Annotated in this window: 12 protein-coding genes and 1 pseudogene; 12 read left to right on the forward strand and 1 reads right to left on the reverse strand. The window is 66.8% G+C overall.

Features of this window, described 5'->3' with window-relative positions:
• Positions 1–40: 40 nt before the first annotated feature.
• From ACI2JH_RS02455 to ACI2JH_RS02480, 6 genes and pseudogenes are all read left to right on the forward strand, one after another.
• Positions 41–1,462 carry a DcaP family trimeric outer membrane transporter gene (locus ACI2JH_RS02455; protein WP_404735338.1) on the forward strand — a complete coding sequence of 474 codons (1,422 nt, stop codon included), beginning with the start codon at positions 41–43 and terminating at the stop codon, positions 1,460–1,462.
• Positions 1,463–1,520: 58 nt separating this feature from the next.
• Positions 1,521–3,175, forward strand: a pseudogene (locus ACI2JH_RS02460) (MFS transporter).
• A 326-nt stretch (positions 3,176–3,501) separates the two neighbouring features.
• Positions 3,502–4,917, forward strand: a complete 1,416-nt coding sequence (locus tag ACI2JH_RS02465; protein ID WP_404735339.1) for a hypothetical protein — start codon at positions 3,502–3,504, stop codon at positions 4,915–4,917.
• A 213-nt stretch (positions 4,918–5,130) separates the two neighbouring features.
• Complete coding sequence (locus ACI2JH_RS02470) at positions 5,131–5,448, forward strand: DUF4156 domain-containing protein (protein ID WP_042611996.1); 318 nt, start codon at positions 5,131–5,133, stop codon at positions 5,446–5,448.
• A 98-nt stretch (positions 5,449–5,546) separates the two neighbouring features.
• On the forward strand, positions 5,547–6,563 hold the full coding sequence (locus tag ACI2JH_RS02475; RefSeq protein ID WP_057507087.1) for a 3-oxoacyl-ACP synthase III: 1,017 nt from the start codon (positions 5,547–5,549) through the stop codon (positions 6,561–6,563).
• A 62-nt stretch (positions 6,564–6,625) separates the two neighbouring features.
• Positions 6,626–7,516, forward strand: a complete 891-nt coding sequence (locus ACI2JH_RS02480) for an alpha/beta fold hydrolase (protein WP_404735340.1) — start codon at positions 6,626–6,628, stop codon at positions 7,514–7,516.
• Between the two features lie 128 nt (positions 7,517–7,644).
• On the opposite strand, the gene ACI2JH_RS02485 is transcribed toward ACI2JH_RS02480, so the two are convergent.
• The gene (locus ACI2JH_RS02485) at positions 7,645–8,061 is read right to left on the reverse strand and encodes a YkgJ family cysteine cluster protein (protein ID WP_182656365.1); all 417 of its coding nucleotides are present in this window, start codon (positions 8,059–8,061) and stop codon (positions 7,645–7,647) included.
• Positions 8,062–8,166: 105 nt separating this feature from the next.
• Between ACI2JH_RS02485 and oleC the strand changes: the two genes are divergently transcribed.
• The 6 genes from oleC (at position 8,167) to ACI2JH_RS02515 (ending at position 14,330) form a co-directional block, all read left to right on the forward strand.
• Entirely contained in the window at positions 8,167–9,825 is a 1,659-nt protein-coding gene (gene oleC, locus ACI2JH_RS02490) for an olefin beta-lactone synthetase (RefSeq protein WP_404735341.1), read from the forward strand.
• The gene (gene oleD, locus ACI2JH_RS02495; RefSeq protein ID WP_404735342.1) at positions 9,822–10,832 is read left to right on the forward strand and encodes a 2-alkyl-3-oxoalkanoate reductase; all 1,011 of its coding nucleotides are present in this window, start codon (positions 9,822–9,824) and stop codon (positions 10,830–10,832) included. Before oleC ends, oleD begins: the two co-directional genes overlap by 4 nt.
• Positions 10,833–10,895: 63 nt before the next feature.
• Positions 10,896–11,051 (forward strand): DUF1328 domain-containing protein, encoded by a 156-nt coding sequence (locus ACI2JH_RS02500; RefSeq protein ID WP_042613899.1) that lies wholly within the window; start codon positions 10,896–10,898, stop codon positions 11,049–11,051.
• Between the two features lie 230 nt (positions 11,052–11,281).
• On the forward strand, positions 11,282–11,917 hold the full coding sequence (locus ACI2JH_RS02505; RefSeq protein WP_101099502.1) for an SCP2 domain-containing protein: 636 nt from the start codon (positions 11,282–11,284) through the stop codon (positions 11,915–11,917).
• The gene (gene ubiB / locus ACI2JH_RS02510) at positions 11,914–13,569 is read left to right on the forward strand and encodes a ubiquinone biosynthesis regulatory protein kinase UbiB (RefSeq protein WP_404735343.1); all 1,656 of its coding nucleotides are present in this window, start codon (positions 11,914–11,916) and stop codon (positions 13,567–13,569) included. Before ACI2JH_RS02505 ends, ubiB begins: the two co-directional genes overlap by 4 nt.
• The gene (locus tag ACI2JH_RS02515; protein ID WP_404735495.1) at positions 13,566–14,330 is read left to right on the forward strand and encodes a pseudouridine synthase; all 765 of its coding nucleotides are present in this window, start codon (positions 13,566–13,568) and stop codon (positions 14,328–14,330) included. Before ubiB ends, ACI2JH_RS02515 begins: the two co-directional genes overlap by 4 nt.
• Positions 14,331–14,412 lie beyond the last annotated feature (82 nt).

The following is a 14,412-nucleotide window of genomic DNA, read 5'->3' on the forward strand; positions in this document are numbered from 1 at the left end:
ACGCGCGTCTTTCGATTTGCCACTTGGGAGAGAGGGCAACATGAATCACCGTACGTTGAAGACGCTGCGCAAGCCGTTGGCTGCCTGCATGCTGGTCGCACTGGCGGCACCGGGCATGGCCTTGGCCGAAACCGCGAGAGAGAAGGCCCTGGAAGCACGCGTGGGCGAGCTGGAGCGTCAGGTTCAGCTGCTGCTGTCTTCGCAGCAACAGCAGCAGAGCCAGATCAGCCAGACCCAGCAGGCGGTCACCGAAGTGAGGACGGTGCAGGCCGAGCAGAAGCCGGCCGTACCGGCAGGCAAGCAGCCGATCCAGGTCACCACCATCACCCCCGGCGCCGCGCCGGGCACCACGGTCAAGATCGGCGGCTTCATCAAGGCTGATTTCCTGGCCACCCAGACCGGCGATGGCCAGCTGGCCGACGACGCCACCGGCCGCGCGCTGTACTTGCCGGGCCAGACCCCGGTGGCCGGCGCGGGCGGCAGCGGTGAGCGTTCGGACGTGGACTTCAACGCCCACGCCAAGTTCTCGCGCTTCAACCTGGGCATCGACAACGTCAGCGAGAACGGCAACAAGGCCGGTGCGTTCTTCGAGATGGATTTCTTCGGCAATTCGCTCGGCAACCAGACCGCCACCAATACCTACGGCGTGACCCTGCGGCACGCTTACATGTACTGGAACAAGTGGACGGCCGGCCAGACCTGGACCAACTTCATGGACGCGGCCTCCCTTCCCGAAGCCGCCGACTTCGTCGGTCCCACCGATGGCGTGGTGTTCGTGCGCCAGGCACAGATCCGCTACACCACCGGGGGCCTGAGCGTTGCGCTGGAAAACCCGGAAACCACCACGCTGACCGGCGTGCGCAATCCGGTGACCGGTGCGTGGACCAACGCCAGCGCCAACTCTGATCGCGGCAGCCTGCCCGACCTGACCGTGCGTTATGGCTGGAAGGGCGACTGGGGCACCTTCGGCGTGGCCGGCCTGGTCCGCCAGCTGAAGGTCGACAACCAGACCACCGGCGCGGACGCGGACAAGATCGCCGGCGGCCTGACGCTGGGCGGCAAATGGGTGATGGCCGACTCGGACACGCTGCACTACCAGCTCACCGGAGGCGAAGGCATTTCGCGCTACATCGGCCTGGGCATCACCGCCGATACCGCCTATGACATCGCGCGCGATGAGCTGGCGACCACCGGCGTGCTGGCCGGTTACGTGGGCTGGCGGCATGCGTTCACCCCGAAGCTGCGCACCAACCTGATCTACGCGCGCAGTGACTACGACAACGACGGAACGCTGGGCCCGCTGGTCACCAAGAGCGTGCAGAGCATCCGTGGCAACGTGTTCTATACGCCGATGCCGAAGGTCGATATCGGTGCGGAATACATGTACGGCGTGCGCGAAATCGAAGACGGTCGCAAGGGCGACATCAACCGCGTGCAGTTCACCACCAAGTACAGCTTTTAACTGAGTGCCGACCCAGGTCGGCACCCACCGTCACCATGCTTCGGAGGGGAAGCTTCCCATGTCAACAACACCTGCACCCGCACCTGCGTCACTGACGCACGGCCACAAGAAAGTCATTTTCGCATCGAGCCTTGGCACGGTGTTCGAGTGGTACGACTTCTTCCTGTACGGCTCACTCGCCGCCATCATCGCCAAGCAGTTCTTCAGCGGGGTCAATGAAACCACGGGCATGATCTTCGCCCTGCTGGCGTTCGCGGCCGGCTTCTTCGTGCGTCCGTTCGGCGCGGCTTTCTTCGGCAGCCTCGGCGACCGCATCGGCCGCAAGTACACCTTCCTGGTCACATCCTGATCATGGGCATCTCGACCTTCCTGGTCGGCGTGCTGCCCAACTACGCCTCGATCGGCGTTGCCGCACCGGTGATCCTGATCATCCTGCGCCTGGCCCAGGGCCTGGCGATGGGCGGTGAGTACGGCGGCGCGGCCACCTACGTGGCCGAGCATGCACCGGCCAACAAGCGTGGCCTGTACACCAGCTTCATCCAGTGCACCGCCACGCTGGGTCTGTTCATGTCGCTGCTGATCATCCTGGCCTGCCGCTACTTCCTGGGCAACGAAGCCTTCGAAGCGTGGGGCTGGCGCATCCCGTTCCTGGTGTCGATCGTGCTGCTGGGCATCTCGGTGTGGATCCGCCTGCAGCTGAGCGAATCCCCGCTGTTCCAGCAGATGAAGGCCGAAGGCAAGGGCTCCAAGACCCCGTTCCGTGACAGCCTGAAGGACGGCAACCTGAAGTTGATGCTGCTGGTCCTGCTGGGTGCAGCGGCCGGCCAGGCGGTGGTGTGGTACGGCGGCCAGTTCTACGCGCTGTTCTTCCTCAGCAGCATGCTGAAGGTCGATGCCACCACTTCCTACCTGCTGATCGCCGCGGCGCTGGCGCTGGGCGTGCCGTTCTTCATCTTCTTCGGCTGGCTGTCCGATCGCATCGGTCGCAAGTGGATCATCCTGGCAGGCTGCCTGCTGGCTGCGGTCACCTACATCCCGGTGTTCAAGGGCCTGACCCACTTCGCCAACCCGGCCATCGAAGAAGCACGCACCAATTCGCCGGCACTGGTCGTGGCCGATCCGAACACCTGTTCGTTCCAGTTCGATCCGGTGGGCCTGCGCAAGTTCACCAGCTCCTGCGACGTGGCGACCGCCGCGCTGACCAAGGCTGGTGTGCCGTATGACGTGCAGCCGGCACCGGCCGGTTCGCTGGCGGTGGTGAATGTCGGCGCGTCCAAGGTGGCCTCGTATGAAGCGGCTGGCTTGACCAAGGAAGACGGCAAGGCCAAGGCCGATGCCTTCGGTACCGAGCTGAAGGCCGCGCTGGTGGACGCAGGCTATCCGGCCAAGGCGGACAACGCGCGCATCAACATCCCCGGCACGATCTTCATGCTGTGGATCCTGGTGCTGTACGTGACCATGGTCTACGGCCCGATCGCCGCCTACCTGGTGGAACTGTTCCCGACCCGCATCCGCTATACCTCGATGTCGCTGCCGTACCACATCGGCAACGGCTGGTTCGGTGGCTTCCTGCCGGCGATCTCCTTCGCGCTGGTGGCCGGCACCGGCAACCTCTACTACGGCCTGTGGTACCCGATCGCCATCGCATTGATGACGGTGGTCATCGGTGGCCTGTTCCTGCGCGATACCAGGAACGTGGACATCACCAAGTAACCGGGATCGACACGAAGTGAATCGGGGGCCGCGGCGAAATCCGCGGCCCTTTCGCGTTCAAGCCCGGTAGTGACGAGCGCTGGCCGTCAGTCTTCGGCCGTTGCTGGGTGGCAATCGGCGGTCCTCACGCCGCTGCCGCGCCGCTGCGCTCGCCGAGCATGGCGCGGCGTTAACGGGCTGGCGCTGGTGGGCGAGAAGGCCTCCCTGCCTCATGTCGGATTTCCACGTTGCGGGCGGCATCCATGATCACGCGCTCACTCTGCTGGCGCAGTGGATGCTGGAATCCTGATGCCGGCGCGTCGTCGGTACGACGGAGCAAGGATCTGATGAAGCGCGCAGCACGTGGTTCTACCTTGTGGCACCTCGCCGCAGCTGCCTTGTTGGCGGTCTGTGTTGCGATCTCGGTCCCCGTCGCACTGGCTTGGACAACTCCGTTGAAGTTGCCAGCCCGCCACAGCAGCGTGGTGGAAGATCTGGAACGCTGGTATGGCAACGTGGTCGATGACTGTGGCGGTGGAGAAATGCCAGCCTATCAATGCAGCGGCATCCTGCTGCGCGCCACGCTCAGCGCAGTGGATTTGCTGCCGTGGGAGCCCACTGATCGACAGATCGCCAAGGGCAGCGTCGCCTTTTCCTGGCTACGCCAGGACGATGGGTTCGGCCGGCCTTTCGGCAGGCAGAACGGGTTCATCCTGTACCCCAGCCAGGAGGCACCGGGCAACCGGACTGCCGACATGCAGATACTGTGCAGTTTCCCGATCAATGCCAGTACAGACCGTCGGCCAACCCTGCAGGGCTGCGGCCCTATCGAGTCGGAAACGCTGACTACCGATACCTGCCAGCGCCTCGGTATCTCCACCGCCAGGCAGTGGCTGGGCGCCTACCCGGAGGCCGGCAACTATCGGGTGTGCGGCTGGGATCTGCGTCATGCGGGCGCCGAAGCGCCGGCGCGGTGGTTCAAGCTGGCGGCGGAAGCGCATCAGGCGCTGCCGGACAAGCTTTGGGCCATCAACAACGAGGTCCTCGTAGCGACCTGGCCAGAAGGCAGTGGCGGTCAGCTCCCGTTGCATTCCTTCTTCCATGTCCAAGGTGGACGCGAGGCCTTGATCAAGGCGCAGTACGACCAGATCCGCTACTACCAGCACCATGGACTGCTGATTCCGATCGTTCGGCTCGGCTTTCCTGCCAGCAAGCAGGAACGCATGTCGTTTTCCTACGACCTCCGTGATCAGGCTGTCGGTCAACCGGCCCGGCAGGGCTCTGCGGATTTTGAAGACGCTGACGTGGGGCGGCAAACGAGGGTTACCGCCGGCGGCTTCGAATTCGAGCTCAAGGGAGATCGCGTGGGCGTCAGCGACCGCGGGCATCCTGCCAGCCATGGCCTGATCTCGGGCCGGCACCTCAGCGTGGATTCGGCAATCAGCTTCGCCCTGGAAGGCGCCGGGCGTCGTCGGGTAGCGTTCTCATGGGGGTGTAATCGCCCCTGCGGTCTGCAGAAAGTCATCGCCGATGAGCACATCCTCCTGTTTGACCAGGAGTCGGGCGACATGCGCTACGGGTCAACGGAGTTCACCCTCGATGGGCCGGAGGCGTTCGTCCTGCTAACCGACAGCGAAGATGACGAAATGGAGATGGTGCTGGACAATCTGGAGGTGCGGGAGCTGCCCGCGCGGGCCCGGCGTTCGGATGGCCGCAGGTCCGCGCTGGTTGCGGACGTGGATCGCGACCCCGCCCTCCTATGAAATGAAATGGAGGGAACACCCACCTTCAGGCGTTGTTGGCAGAGACCGTCCAAGGGAGAGTGTCGTCGGGAATGCCGACGTCACCGACAGACGCCCAAGGGCGCTCTCACAGGGAGCGAGGACGCTTCAGAATCGGTGACGGATGCCTGACCGCGCTACCTCCCGTTCAGCCTGTTCAGGCACAATCGCGGAAACCTTATCCGGTACTCCGCCATGCGCATCCTGCTGATCTCCACCCTGCTGCTCGCCACCACCGCCTGCACGTGGGTGCCGATCGAGTCGTCCGGCAAGACCGTGCGCGTGCTGGCCCCTGGCGCGGTGCCGGCCGGTTGCCAGGCCAAGGGCGAGGTGGTGGTGACCGTGAAGAGCAAGGTCGGCTTCTACAACCGCAACCCGCTGCGCGTGCAGGAAGAGCTGGAAACCCTGGCCCGCAACGAGGCGCCCAGTGCCGGCGCCAACGCCGTGCAGGCCGCCGCACCGCCCGCCGATGGCAGCCAGCGCTTTGCCGCCTTCCAGTGCCCGCCGCGCTGAAACGCACCATACGGCCAAGGCTGAATCGGTAAAGGTGCGGTCAGGCCAAGAGGGTTATAGAATGACGCCCCCTTTGCCTGAGCCTTGGCGCTAACTCGATGCTCTTCAAGAATGTCTCGATCGCCGGCCTGGCGCATGTCGACGCGCCCCACACGCTAACGACCAAGGAAATCAACGAACGCCTGCAGCCCACCCTGGACCGCCTCGGTATCCGTACCGACGTGCTGGGTGACGTTGCCGGGATCCATGCGCGCCGCCTGTGGGATGAAGGCACGCTGGCCTCGGACGCGGCCACCATGGCCGCCCGCAAGGCGCTGGAAGACGCCAACATCGGCCCGGCCGACGTCGGCCTGGTGATCAACACCTCGGTCAGCCGCGACTACCTGGAGCCGTCCACCGCCAGCATCGTGTCCGGCAACCTGGGCGTGGGCGAGGAATGCGTGACCTTCGACGTGGCCAACGCCTGCCTCGCCTTCATCAATGGCATGGACATCGCCGCGCGGATGATCGAGCGTGGCGAGTTGAACTACGCGCTGGTCGTCGATGGCGAGACGGCGAACCTGGTGTACGAGAAGACCCTGGAGCGGATGACTGCCCCGGGCGTTACCGCCGAAGATTTCCGCAACGAGCTGGCGGCGCTGACCACCGGGTCGGGCGCGGCGGCGATGGTGATGGCCCGTTCGGAACTGGTCCCCGATGCCCCGCGCTACAAGGGCGGCGTCACCCGGTCGGCCACCGAATGGAACCAGCTGTGCCTGGGCAACCTGGACCGCATGGTCACCGATACCCGCCTGCTGCTGATCGAAGGCATCAAGCTGGCCCAGAAGACCTTCGCCGCGGCGAAGATCGCGCTGGGCTGGGCGGTGGAGGAACTGGACCAGTTCGTCATCCACCAGGTCAGCCAGCCGCACACCGCCGCGTTCATCAAGAACTTCGGCATCGATCCGAAGAAGGTGATGACCATCTTCGGCGAGCACGGCAACATCGGCCCGGCCTCGGTGCCGATCGTGCTGAGCAAGCTCAAGCAGCTGGGCAAGCTGAAAAAGGGCGATCGCATCGCACTGCTCGGCATCGGCTCGGGGCTGAACTGCTCGATGGCTGAAGTGGTCTGGTGACCCAGGCCCGGTAATGTCTCCCCAAGGGCCGGTACTACCGGCCCTTTTTACAGGTGCACCGCATGCGCGATCTTCCCGGCTACCCGTCCACTCCCCATCGGTTCGAGGTCCGTCCGGGCCTGTCGATGAACTACCTCGACGAAGGCCCGCGCGATGGCGAGGTGGTGGTGATGGTCCACGGCAATCCGTCGTGGAGCTACTACTGGCGCACGCTGGTGGCCGGCCTGTCCGACCGCTACCGCTGCATCGTGCCGGACCACATCGGCATGGGCCTGTCGGACAAGCCGGCTGATGACCGCTACGAATACACCCTGCAGTCGCGCGTGGATGACCTGGACGCGCTGCTGGCGCACCTGGGCATCACCGGTCCGGTGACCCTGGCCGTGCACGATTGGGGCGGCATGATCGGCTTCGGCTGGGCGCTGTCCCACCACGCCCAGGTCAAGCGGCTGGTGGTGCTGAATACCGCGGCGTTCCCGATGCCGGCGGCGAAGAAAATGCCGTGGCAGATCGCACTGGGGCGGCACTGGAAGATCGGCGAGTGGATCATCCGCACCTTCAATGCATTCTCCTCCGGTGCGTCGTGGCTGGGTGTGGAGCGGAAGATGCCGGCCGAGGTGCGCCGCGCCTACGTGTCGCCGTACGACAGCTATGCCAACCGCATCAGTACGATCCGCTTCATGCAGGACATCCCGCTGTCGCCGGCCGACAAGGCGTGGCCGCTGCTGGAGCGCTCCGGCCAGGTGCTGCCGTCCTTCGCCGACCGGCCCGCCTTCATCGGCTGGGGCCTGCGCGACTTCGTCTTCGACCATCACTTCATGGAGGGCTTCCAAGCGGCGCTGCCGCAGGCGGAAGTGCACGCGTTCGAGGATGCCGGCCACTACGTGCTGGAAGACAAGCACGAGGTACTGGTGCCGCAGATCCGCGCGTTCCTGGAGCGCAACCCCCTGTAAGCACGGCTTCTGTGAGTGGCGACCGTGGTCGTCACGCGCGTGAAGCGCCCGGACTGTCAGGGCCGGGCGCTACCAGCCCCATGGACCCCTCGGGGGGAGGAAGCCCCTGAGTCGGCGTGCCCTCCCGCTCAGGCCGCGATCGGGGCCTGCGGCGAGCCGTTGTCGTCCGGATGGTCGTCATCGTTGCCGGCCGCCTCGCGCCAGCGCCAGTCGGCCGGGGTCAGCGGGTCCAGGCCGTAGGCGAGGCGGGCTTTCTCGCACTGCGCGCTCGGCTTGCCGTATTCCCATGAAGCGTCCACCTCGCGGCACACGCTGGGCCGGTTGGGATGGATCGTGCACCGCGAATACACGCCGATCTGGGCGTCGAGCGCCACGCAACGCACCGGCGCCGAATGGGTGCCCTGCATGCACAGGCGATGCGGGTCCAGCACTTCGGTAAGTCGGTGCGGCACGCCGCCGGGGGTGACTTCGTCCGATTCCATCCAGTGGAACGCCACGCGGTACTGGGTGCAGCAGGCGCCGCAGGTCATGCAGGGGTGTTGCATGGGCAGGGCGCCTCGGGCGGCCATTGGCGAGATGAAAAGAGAGTGCGGATTTTCCACGATGCGGGCCAGCGCGCAAGAAATTCCGTATCCGGCGACAATGAACGGATGAACCGATACAGCAATATTGCCGCGCGGTTGCCCGAACTGGCGCGCGAACGACCCGACCAGATCGCCATCCGCTGTCCCGGACGGCGCGGGCCGGGCAATGGCATGGCGGCCTATGACGTGACCTTGGACTACCGTCAACTGGATGCGCGCAGCGATGCGATGGCCGCCGGCCTGTCCGCCTACGGCATCGGCCGCGGCGTACGGGCGGTGGTGATGGTGCGTCCTTCGCCGGAGTTCTTCCTGCTGATGTTCGCGCTGTTCAAGCTGGGCGCGGTGCCGGTGCTGGTGGATCCGGGCATCGACAAGCGCGCGCTGAAGCAGTGCCTGGACGAGGCGCAGCCGCAGGCCTTCATCGGCATTGCGCTGGCCCACGTGGCCCGGCTGGCGCTGCGCTGGGCGCCGTCGGCCACGCTGCTGGTGACCGTGGGCCGCCGGCTGGGCTGGGGTGGCACCACGCTGGCCGCGCTGGAGCGCGCCGGCGCCGGTACGCCGCCGATGCTGGCCGCCACCGATGGCGAAGACACCGCGGCGATCCTGTTCACCAGCGGCTCCACCGGCGTGCCCAAGGGCGTTGTCTACCGCCACCGCCATTTCGTCGGCCAGGTCGAGCTGCTGCGCGCGGCCTTCGGCATGGAGCCGGGCGGAGTGGACCTGCCGACCTTCCCGCCATTCGCCCTGTTCGACCCGGCACTGGGACTGACCTCGGTGATACCGGACATGGATCCCACGCGCCCGGCCAAGGCCGATCCGCGCCGCCTGCACGATGCGATCAAGCGCCACGGCGTCACCCAGTTGTTCGGCTCGCCGGCATTGATGCGGGTGCTGGCCGACCATGGCCAGCCGCTGCCGGGGGTCAAGCGGGTGACCTCGGCGGGGGCGCCGGTGCCGCCGGACGTGGTCGCCAGGATCCGCCGGCTGTTGCCGCCCGATGCCCAGTTCTGGACGCCATATGGCGCCACCGAATGCCTGCCGGTCGCGGTGATCGAAGGGCGCGCGCTGGAAAACACCCGCGCCGCCACCGAAGGCGGTGCCGGCACCTGCGTGGGCGGGGTGGTGGCACCGAACCAGGTGCGCATCATCGCCATCGACGACGCGCCGCTGCCGGACTGGTCGCAGGTACGTGAGCTGGCGGTGGGCGAAGTGGGCGAGATCACCGTCGCCGGGCCTACCGCAACGGACAGCTATTTCAACCGTCCGCAGGCAACTGCGGCGGCCAAGATCAGCGAGACGCTGGCCGATGGGAGCACCCGCGTGGTGCACCGCATGGGCGATGTCGGCTACTTCGATGCACAGGGCCAGCTGTGGTTCTGTGGGCGCAAGACCCAGCGCGTGGAAACCGCGCACGGGCCGCTGTACACCGAACAGGTCGAGCCGGTGTTCAACACCGTGGCCGGCGTGGCGCGCACCGCGCTGGTCGGCGTGGGTGCGCCGGGTGCGCAGGTGCCGGTGCTGTGCGTGGAGCTGCTGGGCGGGCATTCCGATTCCGCGGCCCTGCATGAAGCGCTGCGCACCAAGGCGGCCGTGCGCCTGCCCGAGGCACGCCTGCAGGAGTTCCTGGTCCATCCGGGGTTCCCGGTGGACATCCGCCACAACGCCAAGATCGGCCGCGAGAAACTGGCGATCTGGGCCGCTTCGCAACGGGAAAAACACGCATGAAGATCCTTGTCACCGGTGGCGGTGGATTCCTCGGCCAGGCGCTGTGCGCTGGCCTTGCCGAACGCGGGCACCAGGTACTCAGCTTCAATCGGGGTCATTACCCGGCGCTGCAGGCCATGGGCGTGGGCCAGATCCAGGGTGATCTGGCTGATGCGCAGGCGGTGCTGCACGCGGTGACGGGCATGGACGCGGTGCTGCACAACGCGGCCAAGGCAGGGGCCTGGGGCAGCTATGACAGCTACCACCGGGCCAATGTCGTCGGCACCGACAACGTGATCGCCGCATGCCGTGCGCAGGGGGTGTCGAAGCTGGTCTACACCTCTACCCCCAGCGTGACCCATCGCGCTACGCATCCGGTGGAAGGGCTGGGTGCGGACCAGGTGCCGTACGGCGAAGACTTCCAGGCGCCGTATGCCGCGACCAAGGCGATTGCCGAACAACGCGTGCTGGCGGCCAACGATGCCGCGCTGGCCACCGTGGCGCTGCGCCCCCGGTTGATCTGGGGGCCGGGCGATCTGCAGCTGGTGCCGCGACTGGCGCAGCGTTCGCGCGCTGGACGCCTGCGCCTGGTCGGCGATGGCAGCAACCTGGTCGATACCACCTTCATCGACAATGCCGCACTGGCGCATTTCCTGGTGCTGGATGCGCTGGCTCCCGGTGCGGCGTGCGCGGGCAAGGCGTACTTCATTTCCAATGGCGAACCGCTGCCGATGCGCGAGCTGCTCAACAAGCTGCTGGCTGCGGCAGGCGCGCCCCCGGTGACGAAGTCGGTGAGTTTCAAGACCGCGTATCGCATCGGTGCGGTGGCCGAAAAACTGTGGCCGCTGCTGCGCCTGCCGGGTGAGCCGCCGCTCACCCGTTTCCTTGCCGAACAGCTGTGCACCGCGCACTGGTACAGCATGGAACCGGCGCGCCGCGACTTCGGTTATGTGCCCGTGGTGAGCATTGACGAAGGGCTCACGCGGCTGAAAGCTTCATCAATCGGCGAGATTTCCGTCACCAGATGAACACCGCTGGCACGTAAGTATGGTCCCCAACGCCACCCCGGCACGTTAACCGCGAGGATCGCCATGCTGCATTACGCCGTCATCTTTTTCGTCATCGCCCTGATTGCCGCCGTGCTTGGGTTCTCCGGTATCGCCGGTGCCGCCAGCAACATCGCCTGGATCCTGTTCGTGGTCTTCCTGGTGCTGGCCATCATCTCGATGTTCCGCAAGCGAACCTGACCTTCGGTCGGGTTGCTTGAAAGACAAAGCCGGGCATCGCCCGGCTTTGTTGTTTCTGCGAGCCCCCCGCGGCCGCAATGGTGGTAGCGCCGCGCCATGCTCGGCGAGCGCAGCGGCAACAGCGTGACCACCCACGGTGGTCACCCACCACGGCCGCGGCAGACCGCCAGCGGCCGTCACTACCGGGCCGGTGGCGGTCACTGCCGCATCAGGCAGGTAGAATGCCCGCCATGCCTCTTTCCCTGCTCAAGTCGCTCAAGCCGGTTGCCGGCCGCGCCCTGCAAGCCGCGCTCAACCGCGCGCTTGCGCTGGACCCTGATACCCGCCAGGCGCTGACCGCACTGGATGGCCGCCATATCGACCTGACCCTGGAAGCGCCCGCCCTGGCGATGCGCATCAGCGTGCACGGCGAGGCACTGGAAGTGGGTCCGGTGGACCATCGCGAAGCCGACCTGGCGGTGCGCAGCAGCCTGTCCGGGGTGTTGGCACAGCTGCCGCTGCTGGCGAAATCACGCAGCGCCCAGGCCAACACGGCCGGGCGCGTGCGGGTGGCCGGCGATGCCGAACTGGCGCGCCGCCTGCAGCAACTGGCGAAGGGATTCGATCCGGACTGGCAACTGCCCTTCGTGCGCGTGTTCGGCGAGGTGCTGGGCGTACAGGTGGCCAACACCCTGCGCAGCGCCTTGCAGCACGCGCGCCGCGGCGCGTCCGACCTCGCGCATACGGCCGCGGAGTTCGTTACCGAGGAATCGCGCGACGTGGTGCCGCGCGGCGAACTGGATGCCTTCCATGACGACGTGGACGTGCTGCGTGACGACCTGGAGCGCCTCGCCGCGCGCGTGCAGCGCCTGCGGGGGGCCGCATGAAGGCGCTGCTGCGGGCCAGCCGCATCGGCCGCATCATCCTGCGCTACCGGCTGGACGACCTGCTGCAGGGCACCCCGGCCGAGCGCTGGCTGCGGCTGGCCAAACCCTTCGTGCCACGTGCATCGGCGGACATCGCCGCGCAGTCCCGCGGTGCGCGGCTGCGCCTGGCGCTGCAGGACCTCGGCCCGATCTTCGTCAAGTTCGGACAGATCCTTTCCACCCGCCGCGACCTGGTGCCGCCGGATGTAGCCGTCGAACTGACCCTGCTGCAGGATCGGGTCAAGCCGTTCGACGGCGATACCGCACGGCGCATCGTCGAACAGGCGCTGGGCATGCCGGTCACTGCGGCATTCGCCAGTTTCGATACCGAGCCGCTGGCCTCGGCATCGATCGCGCAGGTGCACGCCGCCACGCTCGGCGATGGGCGCCAAGTGGTGGTCAAGGTGCTGCGCCCGGACATCGAGAAGCAGATCGTCGCCGACATCGCCCTGCTCAATTCGCTGGCGACGCTGGTCGAGCGCACCCATCCGCGCGCCGACAAGATCCGCCCGCGCGAGGTGGTGGCCGAGATCGAAAACACGCTCTCGGCCGAACTGGACCTGCAGCGCGAAGGCGCCAATGCGAGCGTGCTGCGCCGGTTCTGGGAGAACTCCGACGACCTGTACGTGCCCGAGGTGATCTGGAGCCACACGGCCGAACGCGCACTGACCCTGGAACGCGTCTGGGGCATTCCGTCGGACGACATCGAAGCGCTGGACCGCGCCGGCATCGACCGCGTCGCGCTGGCGGCCAAGGGCGTGCGGGTGTTCTACACCCAGGTGTTCCGTGACAACTTCTTCCACGCCGATGCGCACGCCGGCAACATCTGGGTCGATATCGATCCGCAGCGCCGCGCCAACCCGCGCTTCATCGCGTTGGATTTCGGCATCATGGGCCAGCTCTCGCAGGAGGACCAGTACTACCTCGCCGAGAACTTCATGGCCATCTTCAACCGCGATTACCGGCGCATCGCCGAACTGCACGTGCAGGCCCGGTGGATGCCCGACCACGTGCGCATCGACGAGCTGGAATCGGCGGTGCGTTCGGTCTGCGAACCGTACTTCACCCGTCCGTTGTCGCAGATCTCGCTGGCCGAAGTGCTGATGAAGCTGTTCCGCGTGGCGCAGCGTTACCAGCTGACCCTGCAGCCCCAGCTGATCCTGCTGCAGAAGACCCTGCTCAACATCGAAGGGGTGGGCCGCCAGCTGGATCCGCAGATCGATATCTGGGCGGTGGCCAAGCCGGTGCTGGCGAAGATCCTGCGCGCGCGCTACAGCCCGCGCCGGGTGCTGCGCGAGATCGGCAAACGGGTGCCGGAAATCATGACCCATGCGCCGGACATGCCGCGGCTGGTGCACGCCTGGCTGAGCCAGCAGGTGGAAGGGCGGCATGAGCTGTCGATGCGCTCGCGCGACCTGGTCGCACTGGATGCCAGCCTGCAACGGCTGCAGAAGCGCGCCGTGGGCGCGATCACCGGTGTCGGCCTGCTGGCGATCGCCGCGCTGCTGTACGTGCTGCAGCCGCCGGGCCTGTACTTCGGCGACATGCCGATCTGGAGCGGGGTGTCCGGCGCCCTGGGTGCATTGGCGTTGGCACGGGCGTGGTGGCGATGACCGCGGGCGGGTCGGTGGTCGACGAGGCGATCCCTGACGAAGCGGCCGCAGTCACGCCACTGCCGCCGCTGCAGCTGCTGCACCAGGACGAGCGGCTGGCAGTGGTCAACAAGCCCGCCGGGTTGATGGTCCACGACAGCAAGCTGGCGCGCGGCGAGGATGACTTCCTGGCTGATCGGCTGCGCGAGCAGCTGGGCCGGCAGATCTTCCTGGTGCACCGGCTGGACCGTGCCACCAGCGGTTGCCTGCTGCTGGCCTTCGATCGCGAAACCGCCAGCGCGCTGGGCAAGTCGCTGATGGGCGGGGAGGTGCAGAAGGATTACCTGACCGTGTGCCGTGGGTGGCCGGCAGAGCAAAGCTGGCAGGTCGACCATGACCTCGACGGCGGTCCCGGCAAGCCGGTGAAGAAGCCGGCGGTGACGGATTTCCAGCGTCTGGCGACCGGCGAGCTGGCGGTGCCGAGTGGTGAGTTCAGCACCTCGCGCTATGCGCTGCTGCGCTGCCAACCGCAGACCGGGCGCTTCCGCCAGATCCGCCGCCACCTCAAGCACCTGTCGCACCACATGATCGGTGACACCAGCCACGGCGATGGGCGGCACAACCGCATCTTCCGCATGCAGGGCGTGCACCGCATGCTGTTGCATGCCGAGCGCCTGCGCTTCCCGCATCCGGACGGAGGCACGGTGGGCGTGCGCGCACCGGTCGACGCCGCATTCCAGAAGGCGCTGGATCTGTTCGGCTGGGACGTCGCGCCGGCCTGAGCCGGTAGCGCCGAGCCATGCTCGGCGGGATCCAGAAGCGTGACGACCAACGGTCGTCACCCACCAAGCGAACAGCGTGACG

Origin of the sequence: Stenotrophomonas sp. NPDC078853 (genome assembly GCF_044901215.1) — a bacterium.
Taxonomy (GTDB): Bacteria; Pseudomonadota; Gammaproteobacteria; order Xanthomonadales; family Xanthomonadaceae; genus Stenotrophomonas; species Stenotrophomonas lacuserhaii.

What these genes read in the sequence shown, in the direction of transcription:
- ACI2JH_RS02455 (WP_404735338.1), top strand. Translation starts at nt 41, where the DNA reads ATGAATCACCGTACGTTGAAGACGCTGCGCAAGCCGTTGGCTGCCTGC.
- ACI2JH_RS02465 (WP_404735339.1), top strand. Translation starts at nt 3,502, where the DNA reads ATGAAGCGCGCAGCACGTGGTTCTACCTTGTGGCACCTCGCCGCAGCT.
- ACI2JH_RS02470 (WP_042611996.1), top strand. Translation starts at nt 5,131, where the DNA reads ATGCGCATCCTGCTGATCTCCACCCTGCTGCTCGCCACCACCGCCTGC.
- ACI2JH_RS02475 (WP_057507087.1), top strand. Translation starts at nt 5,547, where the DNA reads ATGCTCTTCAAGAATGTCTCGATCGCCGGCCTGGCGCATGTCGACGCG.
- ACI2JH_RS02480 (WP_404735340.1), top strand. Translation starts at nt 6,626, where the DNA reads ATGCGCGATCTTCCCGGCTACCCGTCCACTCCCCATCGGTTCGAGGTC.
- ACI2JH_RS02485 (WP_182656365.1), bottom strand. Translation starts at nt 8,061, where the DNA reads ATGCAACACCCCTGCATGACCTGCGGCGCCTGCTGCACCCAGTACCGC.
- oleC (WP_404735341.1), top strand. Translation starts at nt 8,167, where the DNA reads ATGAACCGATACAGCAATATTGCCGCGCGGTTGCCCGAACTGGCGCGC.
- oleD (WP_404735342.1), top strand. Translation starts at nt 9,822, where the DNA reads ATGAAGATCCTTGTCACCGGTGGCGGTGGATTCCTCGGCCAGGCGCTG.
- ACI2JH_RS02500 (WP_042613899.1), top strand. Translation starts at nt 10,896, where the DNA reads ATGCTGCATTACGCCGTCATCTTTTTCGTCATCGCCCTGATTGCCGCC.
- ACI2JH_RS02505 (WP_101099502.1), top strand. Translation starts at nt 11,282, where the DNA reads ATGCCTCTTTCCCTGCTCAAGTCGCTCAAGCCGGTTGCCGGCCGCGCC.
- ubiB (WP_404735343.1), top strand. Translation starts at nt 11,914, where the DNA reads ATGAAGGCGCTGCTGCGGGCCAGCCGCATCGGCCGCATCATCCTGCGC.
- ACI2JH_RS02515 (WP_404735495.1), top strand. Translation starts at nt 13,566, where the DNA reads ATGACCGCGGGCGGGTCGGTGGTCGACGAGGCGATCCCTGACGAAGCG.